This window comes from Sphingopyxis sp. (assembly GCF_035998965.1).
Taxonomy (GTDB): domain Bacteria; phylum Pseudomonadota; class Alphaproteobacteria; order Sphingomonadales; family Sphingomonadaceae; genus Sphingopyxis.
The window spans coordinates 1-19,602 of sequence record NZ_DASYHE010000087.1; the positions used below are offsets into that span (position 1 = coordinate 1).

General features: G+C 64.8%; 20 protein-coding genes and 1 pseudogene. 8 read left to right on the top strand and 13 right to left on the bottom strand.

Annotated features, from left to right (window positions below; translation table 11 throughout):
• Positions 1-10 precede the first annotated feature (10 nt).
• Genes rplS through VGN68_RS15160 form a run of 6 tightly spaced genes read right to left on the bottom strand, consistent with a single transcriptional unit; the run spans position 11 to position 3,064 of the window.
• Positions 11-388 (bottom strand): 50S ribosomal protein L19, encoded by a 378-nt coding sequence (rplS, locus tag VGN68_RS15135; RefSeq protein ID WP_293698837.1) that lies wholly within the window; start codon positions 386-388, stop codon positions 11-13.
• 4 nt (positions 389-392) lie between these two features.
• Positions 393-1,130: a tRNA (guanosine(37)-N1)-methyltransferase TrmD gene (gene trmD / locus VGN68_RS15140; protein ID WP_327477615.1), complete on the bottom strand. Its 738-nt coding sequence runs from the start codon at positions 1,128-1,130 to the stop codon at positions 393-395.
• The gene (locus VGN68_RS15145) at positions 1,127-1,414 is read right to left on the bottom strand and encodes a hypothetical protein (RefSeq protein ID WP_327477617.1); all 288 of its coding nucleotides are present in this window, start codon (positions 1,412-1,414) and stop codon (positions 1,127-1,129) included. The genes trmD and VGN68_RS15145 overlap by 4 nt, the downstream gene beginning before the upstream one ends.
• 10 nt (positions 1,415-1,424) lie before the next feature.
• A complete protein-coding gene (locus tag VGN68_RS15150) occupies positions 1,425-1,802 on the bottom strand; it encodes a type II toxin-antitoxin system VapC family toxin (RefSeq protein WP_327477619.1) in 378 nt (125 codons plus the stop codon).
• Positions 1,799-2,086: an AbrB/MazE/SpoVT family DNA-binding domain-containing protein gene (locus tag VGN68_RS15155; protein ID WP_327477621.1), complete on the bottom strand. Its 288-nt coding sequence runs from the start codon at positions 2,084-2,086 to the stop codon at positions 1,799-1,801. Before VGN68_RS15155 ends, VGN68_RS15150 begins: the two co-directional genes overlap by 4 nt.
• Positions 2,087-2,143: 57 nt before the next feature.
• Positions 2,144-3,064 (bottom strand): LysR substrate-binding domain-containing protein, encoded by a 921-nt coding sequence (locus VGN68_RS15160; RefSeq protein ID WP_327477623.1) that lies wholly within the window; start codon positions 3,062-3,064, stop codon positions 2,144-2,146.
• A gap of 103 nt (positions 3,065-3,167) precedes the next feature.
• On the opposite strand from VGN68_RS15160, the gene VGN68_RS15165 reads away from it, so the two are divergent.
• Positions 3,168-3,347 carry a hypothetical protein gene (locus VGN68_RS15165; protein ID WP_327477625.1) on the top strand — a complete coding sequence of 60 codons (180 nt, stop codon included), beginning with the start codon at positions 3,168-3,170 and terminating at the stop codon, positions 3,345-3,347.
• 221 nt (positions 3,348-3,568) lie between these two features.
• A complete protein-coding gene (locus VGN68_RS15170; protein ID WP_327477627.1) occupies positions 3,569-4,813 on the top strand; it encodes a diguanylate cyclase in 1,245 nt (414 codons plus the stop codon).
• A gap of 9 nt (positions 4,814-4,822) precedes the next feature.
• On the opposite strand, the gene VGN68_RS15175 is transcribed toward VGN68_RS15170, so the two are convergent.
• The 4 genes and pseudogenes from VGN68_RS15175 to ffh all read right to left on the bottom strand — a co-directional run bounded on the left by VGN68_RS15175 (position 4,823) and on the right by ffh (position 9,090).
• Positions 4,823-6,331, bottom strand: a complete 1,509-nt coding sequence (locus VGN68_RS15175; protein WP_327477629.1) for a serine hydrolase domain-containing protein — start codon at positions 6,329-6,331, stop codon at positions 4,823-4,825.
• A 76-nt stretch (positions 6,332-6,407) separates the two neighbouring features.
• Entirely contained in the window at positions 6,408-6,902 is a 495-nt protein-coding gene (gene rimM / locus VGN68_RS15180) for a ribosome maturation factor RimM (RefSeq protein WP_327477631.1), read from the bottom strand.
• 213 nt (positions 6,903-7,115) lie between these two features.
• Positions 7,116-7,589 (bottom strand): annotated as a pseudogene (gene rpsP / locus VGN68_RS15185) (30S ribosomal protein S16); the annotation flags it as partial.
• 52 nt (positions 7,590-7,641) lie between these two features.
• Complete coding sequence (gene ffh, locus VGN68_RS15190; RefSeq protein WP_327477634.1) at positions 7,642-9,090, bottom strand: signal recognition particle protein; 1,449 nt, start codon at positions 9,088-9,090, stop codon at positions 7,642-7,644.
• 246 nt (positions 9,091-9,336) lie between these two features.
• Between ffh and VGN68_RS15195 the strand changes: the two genes are divergently transcribed.
• From VGN68_RS15195 to VGN68_RS15220, 6 genes are all read left to right on the top strand, one after another.
• Entirely contained in the window at positions 9,337-10,971 is a 1,635-nt protein-coding gene (locus VGN68_RS15195) for a putative bifunctional diguanylate cyclase/phosphodiesterase (RefSeq protein ID WP_327477636.1), read from the top strand.
• 106 nt (positions 10,972-11,077) lie between these two features.
• Positions 11,078-11,884 (top strand): diaminopimelate epimerase, encoded by an 807-nt coding sequence (gene dapF, locus VGN68_RS15200; protein ID WP_293698893.1) that lies wholly within the window; start codon positions 11,078-11,080, stop codon positions 11,882-11,884.
• Entirely contained in the window at positions 11,881-13,215 is a 1,335-nt protein-coding gene (locus tag VGN68_RS15205) for a radical SAM protein (protein ID WP_327477639.1), read from the top strand. The genes dapF and VGN68_RS15205 overlap by 4 nt, the downstream gene beginning before the upstream one ends.
• Positions 13,212-14,138 carry a signal recognition particle-docking protein FtsY gene (ftsY, locus tag VGN68_RS15210; protein WP_327477642.1) on the top strand — a complete coding sequence of 309 codons (927 nt, stop codon included), beginning with the start codon at positions 13,212-13,214 and terminating at the stop codon, positions 14,136-14,138. Before VGN68_RS15205 ends, ftsY begins: the two co-directional genes overlap by 4 nt.
• Entirely contained in the window at positions 14,135-14,797 is a 663-nt protein-coding gene (locus VGN68_RS15215; RefSeq protein WP_327477644.1) for an inner membrane-spanning protein YciB, read from the top strand. Before ftsY ends, VGN68_RS15215 begins: the two co-directional genes overlap by 4 nt.
• A 100-nt stretch (positions 14,798-14,897) precedes the next feature.
• On the top strand, positions 14,898-15,470 hold the full coding sequence (locus VGN68_RS15220) for a urate hydroxylase PuuD (RefSeq protein ID WP_327477646.1): 573 nt from the start codon (positions 14,898-14,900) through the stop codon (positions 15,468-15,470).
• 148 nt (positions 15,471-15,618) lie between these two features.
• Here VGN68_RS15220 and VGN68_RS15225 read toward each other — a convergent pair whose 3' ends face one another.
• Genes VGN68_RS15225 through hemB form a run of 3 tightly spaced genes read right to left on the bottom strand, consistent with a single transcriptional unit; the run spans position 15,619 to position 19,445 of the window.
• Positions 15,619-16,173, bottom strand: coding sequence for a gamma carbonic anhydrase family protein (locus VGN68_RS15225; RefSeq protein ID WP_327477648.1), 555 nt, complete (start codon positions 16,171-16,173; stop codon positions 15,619-15,621).
• Positions 16,170-18,425 (bottom strand): fused MFS/spermidine synthase, encoded by a 2,256-nt coding sequence (locus tag VGN68_RS15230; protein ID WP_327477650.1) that lies wholly within the window; start codon positions 18,423-18,425, stop codon positions 16,170-16,172. The genes VGN68_RS15225 and VGN68_RS15230 overlap by 4 nt, the downstream gene beginning before the upstream one ends.
• A gap of 21 nt (positions 18,426-18,446) precedes the next feature.
• On the bottom strand, positions 18,447-19,445 hold the full coding sequence (gene hemB / locus VGN68_RS15235; protein ID WP_327477652.1) for a porphobilinogen synthase: 999 nt from the start codon (positions 19,443-19,445) through the stop codon (positions 18,447-18,449).
• Positions 19,446-19,602: the final 157 nt, after the last annotated feature.

Consider the following 19,602-nt stretch of genomic DNA (forward strand, 5'->3'; position numbering starts at 1 on the left):
AAAGTCTCCCTTAGCCCTCGCTGGCTTCCGGCCGGTAGTCGCGGCGCTCCGCAATACGCGCCGATTTACCAGTGCGGCCACGAAGATAATAAAGCTTCGCACGACGCACGGCACCCTTGCGGATGACGGTAATGCTGTCGATGTTCGGCGAATAGAGCGGGAACACGCGCTCGACACCCTCGCCGAACGACATTTTGCGCACGGTGAAGTTGGAGCCCATGCCCTTGTTCGAGCGCGCGATGCACACGCCTTCGAAATTCTGGACGCGGGTGCGTTCGCCTTCAACCACCTTGACGCCGACTTTCACGGTGTCGCCGGGGCGGAAGGTCGGAATGGTCTTTGCCGCTTTGGCAATTTCTTCGGCTTCGATCGTCTGGATGAGGTTCATGCCTCTAGTCCTCTTCTTTTCGCCGCGCGCCAGAGGCAGGTCGGGCCCGAGCATCGATATGACGCTCCCAAAGGTCCGGCCTGCGTAACCGTGTGTGATCTTCGGCCTGTTGTTTCCGCCAGGCCGCGATCTTCGCATGATCCCCCGATCGCAGCACTTCGGGGATCGTGCGCCCTTCCCATTCAACGGGCCGGGTATAGTGCGGATATTCGAGCAAGCCGTTTTCAAACGACTCATCGTCCCCGCTAGAAGCCGCGCCCATTACGCCGGGAAGCAGGCGAATGCAAGCGTCGAGCAGCAGCAGCGCCCCCATCTCGCCGCCCGACAGGATGATGTCGCCCATCGAGACTTCCTCGATCGGGCGGGCGTCGAAAATGCGCTCGTCGAAACCCTCGAACCGGCCGCAGAGGATGATCGCCCCTGGCCCCGCCGCAAGCTGACGGATGCGGGCTTGGGTGATCGGGGTGCCGCGCGGCGTCATGGCGAGGATCGGCAGCCCCGGATGCGCCGCGACCGCATGGTCGACCGCCGCCGCCAGCACATCCGCCTTGAGCACCATCCCCGCACCGCCGCCCGCAGGGGTGTCGTCGACGGTGCGGTGCCTGTCGGTCGCAAAATCGCGGATTTGCACCGGCGCGCAATTCCACGTCCCGCTTTCGAGCGCACGCCCCGCCATGCTGTGGCCCAGCGGGCCGGGGAATATGTCGGGATAGAGGGTCAGGGGGACGGCGGTGAACGTCATCGGCGGCGGACACTTTCACGGCAAATGAGATATGCGGCGAGAAGACTGCCGGGCCATACAAGCAACAAAATGTATCCGATAAGCGAGACAAGCGATCCGACAGTGATTGAAACGTCACGCATAAAGGCCAGCCCGAAAGCCGCAAACGCATAAACAAAGGGTAGCGGCGCTATCAGGGCGACAAGAAAGACGGGCCATTTCTGGCGAAACAGCGGTCGAACGACGGCGCCCGCGATCAGCCCGAAAACCAGTCCAAACATGGGATACAGCAAGGAATAATACATGGCGATTTGCCTATAATGTCCAATTCTCGACCGTCAGTCCCGGCACGTCGGCGAAGTCGGCTTCGTTGTTGGTAATGACCGTTACGCCGAGGCTTAGCGCGTGCGCCGCAAGCAGGCGATCGAAGCGCGCGCGCTTGAAAGGCAATCGCGCGTATTCGCGCGCCGCTGCTTCGTCGAACGGAACCAGCGGGATGGCTGCGACGAAAGCCTCAAGTATCTCGGGCGGTGGCGGCTTGCCGACGTAGGTGCCATAAGCGACCTCGGCATAGCTGATGGTCGATATCGCAATCTCGCCGGGCGCGTGATCGGCAATCCGGGCCGTCAGCACTTCGTGCCCGTCATCCATAGCATAAACCGCCGAGTTGGCGTCGATCAGATATCGGATCACGCTTTCTTGGCCGCCTGGGCAAGTTCCGCCGCTTGGCGTGCCGCAATTGTGCTCGGACGCTCCTCGAAATCATCCCGCGGCGCCAGCTTCAGGCCTGGCGCCTTCCCCGCAAATCCGCTGATGTCGATTTTGGCTTTTGGCTTTTCGGCAGGTTCGAAACGGAACTCGCCGCGTTCCTCACGGACAATCATCTCGGTCCCCTCTTCAAGACCAAGCGCTTTCGGGAGGCGCAGGGCGAGCGAATTGCCCGATTTGAAAACCTTGGCGCGATATTCTTTGGTCATGCCGGACTCCGTATATACACGATGTATATACATTGTGTGAGCGCGTGTCGAGGCGATTCAGCCGAGCGGCTCCCAAAGTTCATAGGACAGCCGATGGCGATCTTTCTCCAACTCGGCGCGCAGCCATTCGCGAAAGCGTTCGATCTTGCGGACCCCGACGCGGTTTTCGCGGTGGACGAGATAATGCGCGGTGCCGGGTTGGTAGAGCGTATCGAACGGCTGGACCAGCCGCCCGGCGTCGAGTTCGGCGCGCCACAGCAGCGGGGTCATCATCGCGATGCCGTAACCGCTCTGCACCGCGCTCGCCTCTTGCAACTGGCTGTCGAGTTCGATCCCACTGCGCTGCGGCGGCGGGACGGTGGCGACACCCGCGGCGGCGAACCAGCCCGCCCACCAGGGATCGTTGGGCGCCAGCCGGTCAACGCGCAGCAGGTCGGCAGGCGCCGCGATGCGATTGACGTCCAGAAAGCCGGGGGCGCAGATCGGCGTCACATGGCTGCGGTAGAGAAAATCAGCGCGCAGGCCAGGCCATCCGCCGCGGCCCACCCGAATTGCGACATCGACATTGGTCGCGTTGAAATCGACCAGATCATTGTTCATCAACATGCGCACCGCAAGGTCGGGATAGGCCAGCTGGAACCCGCCGATCCGCGCGCTGAGCCAGGTGCCGCCAAAGGTCGTCATCGCGCTGATCGTCAGCACATCGGCCTCGTCATGGCCCAGCGCGGCAAAGGCGTCGCCCATCGCGCCAAAGGCGCCCGAGATCGCAGGGAGCAGGCGCTGGCCGGTTTCGGACAAGCGGACCCGCCCCTTCTCGCGCACGAACAAGGCGCGGCCAAGCCGGTCCTCCAATTGGCGCACCTGATAACTGACCGCCGCTTGGGTCAGCCCCAGCTCCTCGGCGGCGCGCGAGAAGTTTTCCAGTCTTCCGGCGGCTTCGAAGGTCCGAATTGCGGCGAGAGGCGGTAGCTTGGGCATCGCCAATATATAAGTCAGACTTATGGTGTGGTGCAAAGCTTTTGTTGGCGGTGGGCGTCGCTAAGGCGCATCTGCTGACCATCGGATCAGCAGGAGATGAGCGATGAAAGACGAACTTTGGATGCGGACGTGGAACAACGGCCATCCGCATTTCAGCAATGATTTGCACCGCGGACTGTTGTGGCTGCTCGCGTCGTTCCGCCGCGTCGGTAGCCGGGTCGCGCGACCTGTCCCTATTGCAGGCGCAAAGCCTTTGCCGGTGACCCAGCACGATGCAGCATGACCGTGAGTCACAAGGCTGGTTAATGATCACAACGCACTTGCCATAGCCGCAAGCTGGTCGAAGGGAGTCCCCGCCCGAAGGTTCCCCCTCTCCTACCTGACAGGTGCCCTTCGCCCAGCTTGCGGCTATGGTTCGCAAAATACAGCCGATAGCCAACGCATCGTTAACCAAAAATCAGCCGCTGCGCGCCTAGCGTCCCCGTCAGACAAAACGGGGGTCGCATGGCGCGAGGTGCGCGAATTTTGGCGTTGGGCGCGGGGCTGTTGGCCGCCGCCGCACCGGCGCGCGCGCAATCGTCGTTCGCCGACGCCACCAGCATGACGTGGGACGGGGTGCTGACCGGCATCTTTCTGGGTCTGCTCTTGTTCTCGCTTGCCTATAATGCGGTCTTTTACCGCCTGCTGCGCGAACGCTTCCTGATCTGGCAGAGCGTGCGCGCGCTGTCCTATTTTGCGCTTGTGGTCGCGCTGTCGCCGCTGGCGATGGGGGCATGGCTGCCGCCCGACAGTTTCGCACGCCAGGTTTGGATCACCATCTTTTTCGATCTGAGCCTGGTCGTAACGGGCGTGTTCCTGCGATCCTATCTGGAACCGGGGATGGTCGGCCCGCGGCTCTATCGCTGGCTCGGCTGGCCGCCCGTCCTGATCCTGTTGACCACCCCCGCAACGGTCATGCCCGACGCGACCACCTATATGATGCTGCGCAGCGCCGTGCTGGTCGCGATGCTGGCGCTGTGCGCGGCGACGGTGGTGATCGCGCTGAAGCGCGGCAGCCGCACCGCGCGCTATCAGGCGGCGGCGTGGAGCGGCATTGGCGGGGTTTATGGCGTCAGCCTGTTTCACGATATCGTGCTGGATCAGCCGTTCGACAATTTCCTGTTTCTGTTGTTCCCGGCGCTCGGGCTGGAAGTCATGCTCACCGCATTCGGCATCCTCGACCGCCTGATGCGTCTGCGCCGCGAGCGGCAGGAGGCGCGCGCGCAGGCCGAGGCAATGCGGATCATTGCGCACACCGATCCGCTGACCGGGCTGCCCAACCGCCGCGCGATCGAGGAAAGTTTCAACGACGAGCCGCCTGTGGCGATCGCGCTGGTCGACCTCGACCATTTCAAGGCGATCAACGACCGCCACGGCCATGACGTCGGCGACCGGGTAATCTTTGCCGCCGGGGTCGCGCTGGGTTCGGGTTCGGCGCTGGCGGCGCGGGTCGGCGGCGAGGAATTTGCGCTGCTGTTCCGCGGCGCGCCCGCTGCCGTCGCGATCGAGGCCGAGCGACTGCGGCAGCGGATCGGCGCCTATGTCAAACAGATGGTGCCGCTGCTCGAACGCCCGGTGACGGCGAGCATGGGGCTGGTTCATATCGGCCGCAATACAAGTTTCGGCGCGGCGATGAAGTCGGCCGACATCAATCTGTACGCCGCCAAGGAAAGCGGGCGTAATCGGGTGGTGTTTATCGAGGCCGCGTGATGTGCGGCCTCAGGGCTCCACAACGCGAAAGCGCAGCGCCTGCACTGTGATCGGTTCGGTCGGCGCCAGCAGCAATTGGCCGTCGAGGTGCCCGCGCTCGCAGATCAGGCGAAAATTGGCCGACAAGGCTCCGGTCGGGGTCAGTTTTTCATGCTCATAACAGCCACCGACGGCAGCCTTCAGGCGCGCGAATTCCGCGGCCCAGTTTTCCGCCGATCGATCGAGCAGAAAGTTCATCGCCAGCCCGCCGTCGAAGCGTTTCAGATTGCCCTCTGCATAAGCCGCGCGCACCCGGTTGAACATCTCCCAGACCGCGGGCGAGGTCGTGATCCGCCGCTCCGGCAGCAGCCCCGCCTTGTCCATCGCCACCGCGCTGTCCCACGCGGGCGCCGATGGTCCGGCGTAGGTGCGGTTCGAAAGGGCAAATATGCCGACGCCATGGTCGGGCATCAGCATGACATGGCTGCCATAGCCCGGATAGCCGCCGCCGTGCGCCAGCGTCAGGCCAAGGTCGCAATCCTGCGCGACGCGCCAGCCCATCGCATAAGCCGCCGCCTGTTTGCACGCCGTCGCACCGCTGGCGCCGATGCGGTTCGCCACCGTCACGAAATTCAAGCCCTGCGCCATTTCGCGCACCGTCGCGCGCTTGACCGGCCCCGTGTCCGCGTCGTTGCGCGCTGGCCAGGCCGAGAGCAGGAAGGCGACCCATTTGGCATAGTCATTGGCGCTGACCTGGAGTCCGCCCATCGCGTTGAAGGCGCCGTCGATCATTTCGGGCTCGGGCGACCAGCGTTCATTTTCCCAGCGATAGCCGCGGGCATAGAGCGCCTTGGGGGTTTTGGTGACGTCGAAGCCGCTGCTCGTCATGCCGAGCGGGGTCAGGATCGCCTGGCGGACATAGTCCGCATAGGCCATGCCCGACGCATTGGCGATAATCCGCCCGAGCAGCGCATAGCCATAGTTGGAGTATTCATGGGCTGTTTGCGGCGCGCGGCTGAACGGCACCCCGGCGGCGATCATTTTGGTGAAATCGGCCTGCGGCAAGACCTGTTGCCGGTCGCCCCATGGATCGTCGGTGACGAGGCCGCCGACATGGTGGAGCAGGTCGCGCACGCGAATGCGCGGGCTGTCCTTGGTCGGATAGACCCAGCCCTTCATTTCGGGAATGTGATCCTCAGCGAGGTCGTCGAGGCGCAGCTTGCCGTCGTCGCGCAGTTTCAGGATCGCCAGCGCGGTGAACGCCTTCGTCATCGAGGCGATGCGGAAGCGGCTGTCGGCGGTGACGGCGCTTTTGTCGTCGAGATTCTGGACACCGACGCCTTTTACATGGGCGAGCTTGCCGTCTTTGACGACGCCGTAAACCATGCCAGGGATATGCGCGTCGGCCTGAAATTTGGCGAACAGTGCGTCAATTTCGGGGGTTATCTGTTCGAGGGTTTGGGGGGGAGCGTCCTCAGCGAGCGCCGGAAGCGGCGCCGCCAGCAACAATGTCAAAGCCAAGCCCGATGTCCAACGCATATTCCGCCTCCCCTATGGTGCGGGGACGCTATCAGCGCGCCACAGCAGCGGCAACGGGCGATCAGATACCGGTTGCCTATTCGACGAACGCCGCGTCGATCGTCACACCGTCGTCGGACCATGCCGGCACGGCGCGCGCGTTCATCGGCACCATGAAGCGTTTGCCGTCGGGCTTGGCGATTTCGAGGATGTCGCCCGCGCCGAAATTGTCGATCGCGACGACTTCGCCGACCGCGCCGCCGTCGGTCGAGACGCACGGCAGGCCGAGCAGGTCATGGTGGTAGTATTCGCCCTCGCCCAGCGGCGGTAGCGCCGAACGCGGGACGGTGAGGACGGTGCCGCGCAGCGCCTCGGCACCGCTGCGGTCGGTAATTTCGGCAAAGGTGGCTACCGCGCCCTGATTGGCGGGACGCACCGATTTCAGCGTGAGGGTCCGGTCGCCGGCCGAAAAAACGGAGAAGGCGCGGAGGGCTTCCGCGCCTTCGCCGAACAGTTTCAGCCGCACCTCGCCCCGCACCCCATGCGCGCCGGCGATGGCGGCAAGGGTGACGGGGCGATTTGCGTTGGCCAAGGTTTAGGCCTTGGCTGCTTCTTCGCCGGCTTCTTCAGCGGCAGCTTCATCGGCGGCGGGAGCAGCCGGAGCTTCCTCAGCCGGGCCGCCTTCGGCAGCCTGTTCGGCCATCGCAGCCGCATCGTCGGCGGTCGCGTCGGCGGGGGTTTCGTCGGCGACGGCTTCGGCAACGGCTTCGGCGGTCGCTTCGCTCTTCACCGAACCGGTTGCATCCGATTCCGCGGCTTCGGGCGCAGCAGCTTCTTCAGCGGCGGGCGCTTCTTCAGCGGCCACTTCCGGAGCAGCTTCTTCGACCGCTTCGGGTTCGGGGGCCGGAGCGGCGGCAGCAGCGGCAGCGGCTTCTTCGGCATCCGCGATCTTCTGCGCCTTTTCTTCGGCGCGTTCCTTGGCCTTTTCGCCCGGGACACCCTTGTTCGGGTTGTTGCGTGCGGCGCGCTCCTGGATGCCGGCGGCATCGAGGAAGCGGGCGACGCGGTCGCTCGGCTGGGCGCCGACGCTCAGCCAATGCTTCGCGCGGTCGGCGTCGAGCTTGATCCGCTCGGGATTGTCCTTGGCGAGCAGCGGGTTGTAGCTGCCGATGCGTTCGATGAAGCGGCCGTCGCGCGGGCTGCGCGAATCGGCAACGACGATCTTGTAATAGGGACGCTTTTTCGAGCCGCCGCGGGCGAGGCGAATAGCAGTAGCCATGATATTTTCCTTTGTCTGTAAACTGAAACTAGAAACTGAAGATCGGGTGTAATTACTTCTTTTTATTCATAAAATTTGCGAGTTCCGGCGGGATCGACCCACCACCGCCAAGGCCGGGCATTCCGCCCATGCCACCGCCGCCGCCCATGCCGGGAATGCCGCCGCCCTTGCCGAACAGCGCGCCGAGGCCTTTCAGCCCGCCCATCTTGCGGATCTTCTTCATCGCACCGGCCATTTCCTGGTGCATCTTCAGCACCTTGTTGACCTGTTGCACCGTCGTCCCCGACCCGTTGGCGATGCGGATCTTGCGCTTCGCGGTCAGGATTTCGGGCTTCGCGCGTTCCTTGGGGGTCATCGACCCCATGATCGCGTCGAAATGGATCAGCATCTTGTCGTCGGCGGCGCCCTGCGCCATCGCGACCTGCGCCTTTTTGATCCCGGGGATCATGCCCGCGAGCGCGCCAAGGCCGCCCATGCGGCGCATCTGGTTGAGCTGTGTTCTGAGGTCGTTGAGGTCGAACTGGCCCTTGGCCATCTTCGCCGCCATCGCCTCGGCCTCGTCGGCCTGGATGGTTTCGGCGGCGCGTTCGACCAGGCTGACGACGTCACCCATGCCGAGGATGCGGCCCGCAATGCGCGACGGCTGGAAGAGTTCAAGCCCGTCAAGCTTCTCGCCCGTACCCGCGAACTTGATCGGCTTGCCAGTGACCGCACGCATCGACAGCGCGGCGCCGCCGCGCGCATCGCCGTCCATGCGGGTGAGCACAACGCCGGTGAGCGGCACCTGATCGCTAAAGCGCTGCGCGACCTGCACCGCGTCCTGACCGGTCAGGCTGTCGACGACGAGCAGGGTTTCGGTCGGCGTCGAGGCGCGCGACACCGCCTGCATTTCGTCCATCAACTGCTGGTCGACGTGGAGACGGCCCGCGGTGTCGAGCATCAGGACGTCATAGCCCTGCAGCTTCGCCGCCTGCATCGCGCGCTGGGCAATCTCGACCGGCTGTTGCCCCGCAATGATGGGCAGCGTCGCGACGTCGATCTGGCTGCCGAGGACGGCAAGCTGTTCCTGCGCGGCGGGGCGATTGACGTCGAGCGACGCCATCAGCACCTTTTTGCGTTCTTTTTCCTTGAGCCGCTTGGCGATCTTGGCGGTGGTGGTGGTTTTACCCGAGCCTTGCAGGCCGACCATCATGATCACCGCGGGCGGGGCGACGTTGAGGTCGAGCTCGGCGGTTTCGGAGCCGAGCATTTCGGTCAGCGCGTCGCTGACGATCTTGACCACCTGTTGCCCCGGGGTGACCGAGCGCAGGACGTTCTGGCCGATCGCAAGGTCGGTGACCTGATCGACGAAGCTGCGCACAACGGGCAGCGCGACATCGGCCTCGAGCAGCGCGATTCGCACTTCGCGCATCGCCGCGCGCACGTCGGCCTCGGTCAGCGCGCCGCGACCGCGGAGCTTCCCGAAAACATCGCCAAGCCGATTGCTCAGACTGTCGAACATGCGCCACAAATCCTTTGTTTCGGCGCCCGCAACGCAAAACACGCCGGTGAGCGAAACCTCGCCAACCAGCGGTTATCCGTGGACATAATTTCCGTCGCGGACATCGATAGCTCGTTCGCAAGATGCGGCCGAACGGGGCGCCAATACACCGATCATCCCGCAAAGGCAAGCGAGCGAAACCGGCGCCGACTTAACCCAAATTTCACCGCTTTGCGGGCACTACGGGGCAACGGTGGGGAAAACCAGATGACAGACACGCCCAAACAGTTGGACCGCAGCACCGGGGCCAAGCGCGACATCGTTGCGGGCGGCATCGTCGTCGCCGCAATCCTGCTTTTCGTTGGCACCGGCAGCACCGTTCTTCAGGCGGTGGTGAACACGCTGATCGGCATCGGTGGCGGCCCCGACCGCGCGCTGGCGGCGGCGATGGTGCTGAATGTCGCGCTGATCCTGTTCGGCTGGCGGCGTTACGAAGATTTGAACCGCGAAATCCGGGAGCGCACCGAAGCGGAACAGCGCGCCCGCTATCTGGCCGATACCGATCCGCTGACCGGCTTCCTCAATCGCCGCTCGTTACTTGCGACCGGACAGCAGCAGATCGTCGATGCCATCGCAGACCATCGCCACGTGGCGCTGTTCCTGCTCGACCTGGACCATTTCAAGACCGTCAACGACATCCACGGCCATGCCGCCGGCGACCGCGTGCTCCAGGTCGCCGCCGAACGCATTTCGGCGATCCTGCCGCCCAACGCGACCAAAGCGCGGCTGGGCGGCGACGAATTTGTCGCGATGCTGGCGTTCGAACCGTCCGCCCGCGCCACGATCGACGCACTCGCCGCCGAACTGGTCACGGCGCTCGAAACGTCGGTCGCCCATGATGCGCAGCAAATCCGCATCGGTGCATCGCTCGGTATCGCGCTTGCCGACGATGCAAGCGTGACGATGGAAACCATGGTTCGCCAGGCCGACATCGCGATGTATCATTGCAAGGATGAAGGGCGGAACCGCTTCTGCTGGTTCGAACCCGGCATGGAAATGGCGGTGCAGGTGCGCAACCAGATCGAAACCGGCATCCGCGAAGGGATGCCGCGCGGCGAATTCGTGCCGCATTTCGAACCACAGGTCGATATCGCGACGGGCCGGCTGGTCGGCTTTGAGATGCTGATGCGCTGGGAATCGCCCGAATACGGCCTGATCCCGCCCGAACGCTTTATCCCCGTCGCAGAAGAAAGCGGGCTGATCGGCGAATTGTCGTTGCAGGTCATCCGGCAGGCGATGGAAATCGCCAAAGGCTGGGATCCGTCGATCCTGCTCGCCGTCAATATCTCGCCGCAGCAACTGAAAGATCCGTGGTTCAGCCAGAAGCTGACCAAGCTGCTGGTCGAGGTCGGTTTTCCCGCGAGCCAGCTTGAGGTCGAGATTACCGAAAGCTCGCTGTTCGAAAATCTGCCGCTCGTCCGTTCGATCGTCACCAGCCTGAAGAACCAGGGTGTGTCGCTCAGCCTCGACGATTTCGGTACCGGCTATTCCTCGCTGTCGCACCTGCGTGCGCTGCCGTTCGACCGGATCAAGATCGACCGCAGCTTTGTCGCCGCGATGCGCGGCAGCCCCGATGCGCAGGCGATCGTCGTTGCCATTGTCCGGCTGGGCGAAAGCCTGGCGATGCCGATCACCGCCGAGGGTGTCGAGGACGAAGCGACCGCGATCGAACTGACGCGGCTGGGCTGTGCCAAGGGTCAGGGCTGGTATTTCGGCCGCGCCGCCTCCGCCGCCGACACCGAACGCCTGCTTGCCGACCGCGGCTTGTTGCGTGCGCCGATGGTACCGCCGACGAGCCACTCCCCGACACCAGAACAAGAACCGCTGCGCAAGACTGGGTAACCTGCTCCCCCTCCCTTCTTCAGGAAGGGGAGAGTTCGCCAGCCGCGGTCACGCCCTGCCCCGCATCGCTAGACTTCGCACGCCCGCCCCCTTACATGCGCGAACTATGGCGGATCGCTTCACCAAGATGCATGGGCTGGGCAATGATTTTGTCGTCATCGACGCGCGCGCCAGCGCGGTCGAAATGACGCCGGCGCGCGCGCATGCGATCGCCGACCGGCGGCATGGCATCGGCTGTGACCAACTGATCCTGCTCGAACCGTCGAGCAAGGCCGATGTCCGGATGCGGATCTTCAACGCCGACGGCGGCGAGGTCGAGGCGTGCGGCAATGCGACACGCTGCGTCGCGACGCTGATCGGCCAGCCCGCGGTGATCGAAACGCTGGGCGGGATGCTGCGCGTTACCCCCGCCGACGGCGGCGCCGAAGTGACGCTGGGCGAACCGTCGTTCGACTGGGAGCTGATCCCGCTCGCGATGCCGATGGACACGCGCGACATGCCCGTCGCATGGGACGAGCTGGAGCATGGCGCCGCGGTCAATGTCGGCAACCCGCACATCGTCTTTTTCGTGCCCGAGGCCGATGCGGTGGCGCTCGATGCGCTGGGGCCGCGGATCGAGACCGACCCGCTGTTCCCCGAACGCGTCAACGTCAATGTCGCGAGCCTCGATGGCGAGAACCAGCTGCAGTTGCGCGTGTGGGAGCGCGGCGTCGGATTGACCCAAGCCTGCGGCACCGGCGCCTGCGCCACCGCTGTCGCGGCGATCCGCGCCGGGCTGGTCCAGTCGCCGGTGACGATATCGCTGCCCGGCGGCGATCTGGTCATCCGCTGGGCGCCGGGCGAACCGATCGTGATGAGCGGCGCGGCGACGCGGGTATATGAGGGCGAAACCGACTGGGCGCAGTTCGGATGAGCGATGCGGTGCTGGACGGCGTTGACGTCGTCAATTTTGGTTGCCGGCTGAATATCGCCGAGGGGGAAGCGGTTCGCGCCGCGGCACTCGAGGCGGGCACGCGCGATACCATCATCTTCAACAGCTGCGCGGTGACCGACGAGGCGGTGCGGCAGGCGCGGCAGGCAGTACGGCGGGCCTTGCGCGAGCGGCCGGGGGTAGAGATTGTCGTCACCGGATGTGCGGCGGAGCTGGAAGCCGAGCGGTTCGCGGACATGGGCGCGCGGGTGGTGCGCAACGATGCGAAGGGGCTGGTTGAGAGCTATCGTTCATCCTCTTCCCTGTTCCCCCGCGAAGGCGGGGGTCCATCTCCTGCCACCGCGTCGCCAAACGAAGGGCGATCGCAAGACGATAGTACCGGTGATGGGCCCCTGCCTTCGCAGGGGCGCAGTTTGCCCTACAGCCCCGCCCTCTCCGGCGCCGATCATGCGCGCGCTTTTCTTGGCGTCCAGACCGGCTGTTCACATAGCTGCACCTTTTGCGCGACCGTCATGGCGCGCGGGATGGCGCGGTCGGCGACGGGCGGGGCGGTGGTCGCGGCCGCCCGCACCGCACTGACCCGCGGCCAGCGCGAGATCGTCCTGACCGGGGTCGACCTGGCGAGCTATGGTGACGACAGCGGCACGACGCTGGCGGCGCTGGTCGAGGCGCTGCTGGCGCTGCCGATCGAACGGCTGCGCCTGTCGTCGCTCGACCCGAACCGCATCGACGATGCGCTGTTTGCGTTGATCACCCGGGAAGCGCGCATCATGCCGCACGTCCACCTGTCGCTCCAGGCGGGCGATGACATGGTGCTGACGCGGATGAAGCGCCGCCACCGCCGCGCCGACGCCGTGTCGCTCGTCGCGCGGCTCAAAGCCGCACGCCCCGAAATTGCGATCGGCGCCGACCTGATCGCCGGCTTCCCGACCGAGGATGATGCGATGTTCGCGAACTCGCTGGCGCTGATCGACGATTGTGACATCATTTTCGGCCACATCTTTCCCTACAGTCCGCGCGCCGGAACCCCCGCCGCCCGTATGCCGCAAGTCGGGCGCAGTATTGCGCGCGAGCGCGCTGCAACGCTGCGCGAAGCCAATGCACGGCGGCGGCAGGACTGGCTCGACCGCCAGATCGGCGCCACCGCCGCGGTGCTGGTCGAGCGCGACGGGCTGACCGGCCATGCCGAAAATTTCGCCGCCATCCGCCTGACCGCGCCTGCCGCGCCGGGCACCATCATCGCCGTGCGGATGACCGCACGCGACGGAGACCGCATGATCGCCACCCCCATCGTACAGGACATCGCCGCATGAGCGGACAAAGCTGGAGCGAACGACTGCTTGGCGGGTTCCGGCGCACGTCGGAGCGGCTGGGCGAAAATCTGGCGGGGCTGACCGGCAAGGCGCGGCTGGACGAGGATGATCTCGACCGCATCGAAGAAGCGTTGATCACCGCCGACCTGGGTCCGGCGATGGCGGCGCGCATCCGCGACCGCCTGGCTGCACGCCGCGATGTCGCCGCGAACGGCACCGAGGAACTGCGCAAGATCGTCGCCGAAGAAATTGCTGCGGTGCTGCGGCCCGTCGCCGAACCGCTCGATATCGACGCCTTTCCGCGCCCGCAGGTCATCTTGGTCATCGGGGTCAACGGGTCGGGCAAAACCACGACCATCGCCAAGCTGGCGCATCTGTTCCAGGAACAGGATTATGGCGTGATGCTGGTGGCAGGCGACACATTCCGTGCCGCGGCGATCGGGCAGCTCAAAGTCTGGGCCGAGCGGCTCGGCGTCCCGATCATGGCCGGACCCGAAGGCGGCGACAGCGCGGGCATCGTGTTCGACGCGGTCAAACAGGCGACTGCGACCGGGATCGACGTGCTGATCGTCGATACCGCGGGCCGCCTTCAGAACAAGCGCGAGCTGATGGACGAGCTCGCCAAGATCAAGCGCGTGCTCGGGCGGCTCAATCCTGCGGCACCGCACGATGTGGTGCTCGTGCTCGACGCGACGACGGGACAGAATGCACTGTCGCAAATTGACGTGTTCCGCGAGGTCGCCGGGGTTACGGGCCTCATCATGACCAAGCTCGACGGCACCGCGCGCGGCGGCGTGCTCGTTTCGGCGGCCGAGCGTCATGGCCTTCCGATCCACGCGATCGGTATCGGTGAAACCATCGACGACCTTCGCCCCTTCGACGCCGACGAGATCGCCGCCATCATTGCAGGAAATATCAGATGACCGCCGCCCCCCTCGACGTGCCGCCGACCGGCCCCGAAGCGATCCCCGCGCCGCCGCCCGCCAAGCATGGCTGGCTGAACTTCGCGATCGATTTTGGGCCGTTGCTGGTCTTTTTCATCGCCTATAAACTGTCATCGGGCGGCGAAGGTGCCTTTGCGGCGACGGCGGCGGCGATCAAGGGCACCGTGGCCTTCATGGTCGCGATCGTCATCGCGATGGCGGTGTCGAAGTGGAAGCTGGGCAAGATTTCGCCGATGCTGTGGCTGTCGAGCATCCTGGTGATCGGGTTCGGCGCGCTGACGATCTGGTTTCACGACGAACGTTTCATCGTGATGAAGCCGACGATCATCTATGGTGCCTTTGCGGTGCTGCTGCTCGGCGGCTGGTGGTTCGGCAAGCCGATGCTGAAATATCTGCTCCAATCGGCGCTGGAGGGTTTGACCGACCGCGGCTGGTTGCTGCTGTCGCGCAACTGGGGGCTATTCTTTGCCGCGCTCGGCATCGCCAATCATGTCATGTACGAAATGATCCAGGCCAAGCAGATGAGCTTTGACCTATGGCTGACGGTCAAGGTTTGGGGGATCACCGCGCTGTCGTTCCTGTTCACGCTGACGCAGGTGCCGGTGATGCTGAAGAACGGGCTGGCGGTTCCTGAATAACCGGCGACCGACAAAAGTTGAGTCCGGCCCCCGACGCTGGCATAGCGGGCGCGATCGGTTCGGGGTCGCGGCCCTGCCGGATAAGCGAGGGGGAATGAATATGGATAAATTTTTTGGCAATCTGCACGCGGTGCTCGGCGCCGGGCTGGTGCTTTCGATCGCCTTGATGCTGGGCCTGAACGGCCAGAATTTCGAGGACGGGATTTCCGCTGCCAATGCGGTCATGCGCTGGCTGCACACTTTCTTTGGCGTGCTGTGGATCGGGCTGCTCTATTATTTCAACTTCGTCCAGATTCCGACGATGCCGAAAATCCCGGCCGAACTGAAACCCGCGGTCGGCAAGCATATCGCCCCCGCCGCGCTGTTCTGGTTCCGCTGGGCCGCGTTGATCACGGTGCTGCTGGGTGTCGCCATCGCGGGTCATGCGAAATATCTGGTGCCGGCGTTGGGATTGCAGGATCCCTACAAGCTGATCGGCGTCGGTATGTGGCTGGGCCTGATCATGGCGTTCAACGTGTGGTTCGTGATCTGGCCGAACCAGAAAAAGGCGCTGGGCATCGTCGAGGCCGACGATGCGACCAAGGCCAAGGCCGCCAAGACCGCGATGATTTTCTCGCGCACCAACACCTTGCTGTCGATCCCGATGCTCTATGCGATGGTGAACTTCAGCTGAGTTATCGCTCCCCTCCCGCAAGCGGGAGGGGTTGGGGGTGGGCGCGAGCGTAGCGAGCAAGCGACGTCGCGATTGCCCACCCCGCTGCGACTAACGAACAAGTTCGTAAGTCTCGCTGCCCCTCCCGCAAGCGGGCGGGGTTATCGTTTCACCCTTCGACCGCCGCTTTGTGCATGCGCCCGTTCATCACATAATGCGCGACGCCCATCTGCATCCCCGCCGCCTGCGCATCGTCGATGTCGCGGACCCGCCGCGCCGGGGCACCGGCCCACAATTCACGGTCGGGGATTTCCTTATTCTCGGTCAGCAGCGCGCCCGCGGCCAGCATGGCGTCGCTGCCGATCCGGCAGCCGTTCATCACCGTCGCCTTCAGCCCGACGAACGCGCGGTCGGCCAAGGTGCAGCCATGCACCATCGCCAGATGGCCGATCAGCACATCGTCGCCGATGATCGTCGGGAAACCGTCGGGGCGGTGCGGCATCGGGCCGTCGCAATGGACGATGCTGCCGTCCTGGATATTCGATCGCGCGCCAATCACGATGCGGCTGACGTCGGCGCGCAGCACGCAATTATACCAGATGCTGACATCAGGGCCGATCGTCACATCGCCGATGATCCGGCACCCCGGCGCGATGAACGCGCTGGGGTGGATCGTCGGCGTCTTGCCGTTGATGCTGATGATGCTGACGTCGCGATAGGTCATTCGTCACGCTTTCCGATCAGGCTGCCCCACATCAGGACCGGCAGCGTCGAGGCATAATCGTCGGTCCAGCGTTCAAACCCGGGGGTCGACCGCAGCGCGACCCAGGCATCGTCTTCATCAGCCTTGTCCCGCGGACGCAGGCCGCCGGTCAGCTGGGTCATCCGCTGCGGCGTCGCCGTCAGCGCGACCCAGTTCGACGCGGTCAGATCGTCGATACCCTCGGTGGCCGGCCCGGGATCGAGCCGGATCGCCGCCGTCCAGCCGCGCGCCCGCGCCTCTTCGGCCAGCACCGGTTCCAGCCCGAAAAAGCGGTTCGAAATATGGATGAGCAAAATACCGTCGGGTTTCAATGCCCGTGCATAGATGCCGATCGCTTCTTTGGTCAGAAGATGGAGCGGGATCGCGTCGGATGAAAAGGCGTCGATGACCACGACATCGAACTGCGCCGGCGGCTGCTGCGCGATCTGTAACCGCGCATCGCCCACGACCACGGGAGCGTCGTCGGCGCAATCGGACAAGAATGTAAATTTGCTGGGGTCGCGCGCGATATCGACCATCACCGGGTCGATCTCGAAAAAGGTCCATTGCTGGCCGGGACGCCGGTAACAGGCAAGGGTTCCCGCCCCCAGCCCGACGATACCGATCGACGCACCGGGTCCGGCAAGCGCCTCCGCCTTGGCCAGCGTCAGACCGACCCCCGATTTCGGACCATAATAAGTGGTCGCTTCGCGGCGGTGTGCCGGGTCGGTGCGCTGCAACCCGTGCAGCGTCGTCCCATGCGCCAGCCGCCGTTGTCCCTGCGCCGGGTAATCGGTGACGGTATAGACACCGAAATAGCTGCGCACACGGTCGCCGGTCAGGCTTTCCTGCATGGTGCTCCAGCCGCCGACCCCGATCATCAGCAGCGCGAGCACGGCGACATAGGCCCAACGCCAGCCGATCACCAGCACCCCAATCACCAGGATGGCAAAGCCCCACATCCCCACATCGATGTCGAGCCGGCCCGACCAGCCGTTGACCATCTGCAGGCTGGCGAAGGCGGCGACGGCCACGAGCAGCCCCACAACCAAGCGCGCCGTCCTTGCCGACAGTTTCAGCCATTTGTCCCACGGCAGGATCACCGGCAGCGGCAGCAGCATCGCCGCCGCAAGCGTGAGCAGAGGATGTTCATACACCCAATCGAACAGCAGCGGGGCGAGCAGCGCCGCGAACAGGCCGCCAAGCACCCCGCCCGCGGACATGATGAGGTAGAACAGCGTCAGATGCTGCGGCGCGGGGCGAAGATGGTACAAATAGCCGTGGAGCGCGGTCGCGACGACAAACAGCATCGCGAGACTGGCCAGCGCGACCAGCAAAGACCCCCCGCCCGAACTGAGCAGCGCCAGCCCACCGATCGTCAGCAACACCGTCGGCGCGATGAAAACAAAGACCTCGGTCAACCGGTTCATCGTCGAAAAGGCGATCACGAAGCTGAGCAGATAGAGACCGAGCGGCAGCACCCAAAGCAGCGGCATCGCGACGATATCGGTGGTGAGGTGCGTCGTCGTCGACAGCATCAGCCCCGACGGCACCGCCGCTATCAGCAGCCAGTGCAGCTGGCGCCGCCAGTTCGGGCGCGGTTCGTCGGCGACCGCGGCGTCGCTGGCCGGATCAGCCGCCCGGCCATGCCAGCGCGCCGCGGCGCTCGCCGCCACCAGCAGCACGAGCAGCGCATAGCCCGCGGTCCAGCCCCAGCTTTGCGCCGCCAGCGGCAAATTCGGTTCGACCAGCGCGGGATAGCTGATCAAACCGGCAAAACTGCCAAGGTTGGATGCAGCGTAGAGATAATAGGGATCGCCCGCGCGAGCGTCGGCGGCGAACCAGCGCTGCATCAGCGGCGCCTGCGCCGACACCACAAAGAACACGGGACCGATCGACGCGAGCAGCAGCAACGGCACCCACAGCGCCTCCTGCCCAGGGCCAGGCGCTGCGATTTGCGCGATGCCGATCGGGAGCCATAAAGCGGCGGCCAGAAACAGCGCGACGTGGATCATCGCCTGCCGCTGCACCGTGAACCGGCCGAGCCAATGGGCATAGGCATAGCCCGCAAGGAGCAGCGCCTGATAGACCAGCATCGCGCTGTTCCACACCGCCGGGGCGCCGCCGAGTTTGGGCAGCACCATGCGGGCCACCATCGGCTGAACCTGAAAAAGCAGGAAACTGCCGACCAATATGGTCAGCACAAACAGCCAGCGCCGCGGTAACGCAGTCATGATAAGCCCACCCCTATTCGATTATTCGTTCAGCAGCCGCGCCGCGTGCAGCGCATGATAGGTCAACACCCCCGACGCCCCGGCGCGGCGGAAGGCCAGCAGGGTTTCGAGCACCAGCGCGTCGCGGTCGCCCGCGCCTACCGCCGCTGCCGCCTCGATCATCGCATATTCGCCCGACACCTGATAGGCGTAGACCGGCACCGCGAAATGATCCTTCACCGCGCGGACGATGTCGAGATAGGGTAGCCCCGGTTTGACCATCACGCTGTCGGCGCCCTCGGCCAGATCCTGCGCGACTTCGCGCAGCGCTTCTTCGGCGTTGGCGGGGTCCATCTGGTAAGTTTTCTTGTCGCCCTTGAGCAACCCGCGCGAGCCCACTGCGTCGCGGAACGGGCCGTAGAAGGCCGAGGCATATTTGGCGGCATAGCTCATGATCTGGACATGGCCGAAACCCTCGACCTCCAACGCCTCGCGGATCGCACCGATGCGGCCGTCCATCATGTCGCTGGGCGCGATGATGTCGGCGCCCGCGCGGGCCTGGTTCAGTGCCTGCCCGACCAGCACATCAACGGTTTCGTCATTGAGCACATAGCCCGCATCATCGATCAGCCCGTCCTGCCCGTGGCTGGTATAGGGATCGAGCGCGACGTCGGTCAGCACGCCGATGTCGTCACCAAGCGCCTGTTTGATCGCGGCGGTGGCGCGGCACATCAGATTGTCGGGATTGAGCGCCTCGCCGCCGTCGGCGCTGCGCCGGTCGGGCTGCGTGTAGGGAAACAGCGCGAGGCACGGGATGCCGGCCGCCACCGCATCGCGGGCGCGATCGACTATGCGATCGACCGACCAGCGCGAGACGCCGGACAAGCTGGCGATCGGTTCTTCGCTGTCCGCACCCTCGCACACGAACAGCGGCCAGATGAGGTTCGACGGCGCCAGCGTCGTTTCGCGGACCATCGCGCGGCTCCAGCCGGTGCGGCGGGTGCGGCGAAGGCGAAGGTCGGGAAAGGCGGCGTGGGTCATCGGGCGTGCATAGCGGGGGATGGCGCCGGGGCAAATGGATATTGGCGGATTCAGGAACGCCTAAGCACCGTTCGTGTCGAGCGAAGTCGAGACACCCATCGGCGCAGAGTAGGGTCGATGGGTGTCTCGACTTCGCTCGACACGAACGGATTTAGAG

What these genes read in the sequence shown, in the direction of transcription:
- VGN68_RS15225 (WP_327477648.1), bottom strand. Translation starts at nt 16,173, where the DNA reads ATGACCTATCGCGACGTCAGCATCATCAGCATCAACGGCAAGACGCCG.
- VGN68_RS15175 (WP_327477629.1), bottom strand. Translation starts at nt 6,331, where the DNA reads ATGCGTTGGACATCGGGCTTGGCTTTGACATTGTTGCTGGCGGCGCCG.
- dapF (WP_293698893.1), top strand. Translation starts at nt 11,078, where the DNA reads ATGGCGGATCGCTTCACCAAGATGCATGGGCTGGGCAATGATTTTGTC.
- VGN68_RS15230 (WP_327477650.1), bottom strand. Translation starts at nt 18,425, where the DNA reads ATGACTGCGTTACCGCGGCGCTGGCTGTTTGTGCTGACCATATTGGTC.
- hemB (WP_327477652.1), bottom strand. Translation starts at nt 19,445, where the DNA reads ATGACCCACGCCGCCTTTCCCGACCTTCGCCTTCGCCGCACCCGCCGC.
- VGN68_RS15195 (WP_327477636.1), top strand. Translation starts at nt 9,337, where the DNA reads ATGACAGACACGCCCAAACAGTTGGACCGCAGCACCGGGGCCAAGCGC.
- rplS (WP_293698837.1), bottom strand. Translation starts at nt 388, where the DNA reads ATGAACCTCATCCAGACGATCGAAGCCGAAGAAATTGCCAAAGCGGCA.
- trmD (WP_327477615.1), bottom strand. Translation starts at nt 1,130, where the DNA reads ATGACGTTCACCGCCGTCCCCCTGACCCTCTATCCCGACATATTCCCC.
- VGN68_RS15145 (WP_327477617.1), bottom strand. Translation starts at nt 1,414, where the DNA reads ATGTATTATTCCTTGCTGTATCCCATGTTTGGACTGGTTTTCGGGCTG.
- VGN68_RS15170 (WP_327477627.1), top strand. Translation starts at nt 3,569, where the DNA reads ATGGCGCGAGGTGCGCGAATTTTGGCGTTGGGCGCGGGGCTGTTGGCC.
- VGN68_RS15160 (WP_327477623.1), bottom strand. Translation starts at nt 3,064, where the DNA reads ATGCCCAAGCTACCGCCTCTCGCCGCAATTCGGACCTTCGAAGCCGCC.
- VGN68_RS15155 (WP_327477621.1), bottom strand. Translation starts at nt 2,086, where the DNA reads ATGACCAAAGAATATCGCGCCAAGGTTTTCAAATCGGGCAATTCGCTC.
- VGN68_RS15215 (WP_327477644.1), top strand. Translation starts at nt 14,135, where the DNA reads ATGACCGCCGCCCCCCTCGACGTGCCGCCGACCGGCCCCGAAGCGATC.
- VGN68_RS15205 (WP_327477639.1), top strand. Translation starts at nt 11,881, where the DNA reads ATGAGCGATGCGGTGCTGGACGGCGTTGACGTCGTCAATTTTGGTTGC.
- ftsY (WP_327477642.1), top strand. Translation starts at nt 13,212, where the DNA reads ATGAGCGGACAAAGCTGGAGCGAACGACTGCTTGGCGGGTTCCGGCGC.
- ffh (WP_327477634.1), bottom strand. Translation starts at nt 9,090, where the DNA reads ATGTTCGACAGTCTGAGCAATCGGCTTGGCGATGTTTTCGGGAAGCTC.
- VGN68_RS15165 (WP_327477625.1), top strand. Translation starts at nt 3,168, where the DNA reads ATGAAAGACGAACTTTGGATGCGGACGTGGAACAACGGCCATCCGCAT.
- VGN68_RS15220 (WP_327477646.1), top strand. Translation starts at nt 14,898, where the DNA reads ATGGATAAATTTTTTGGCAATCTGCACGCGGTGCTCGGCGCCGGGCTG.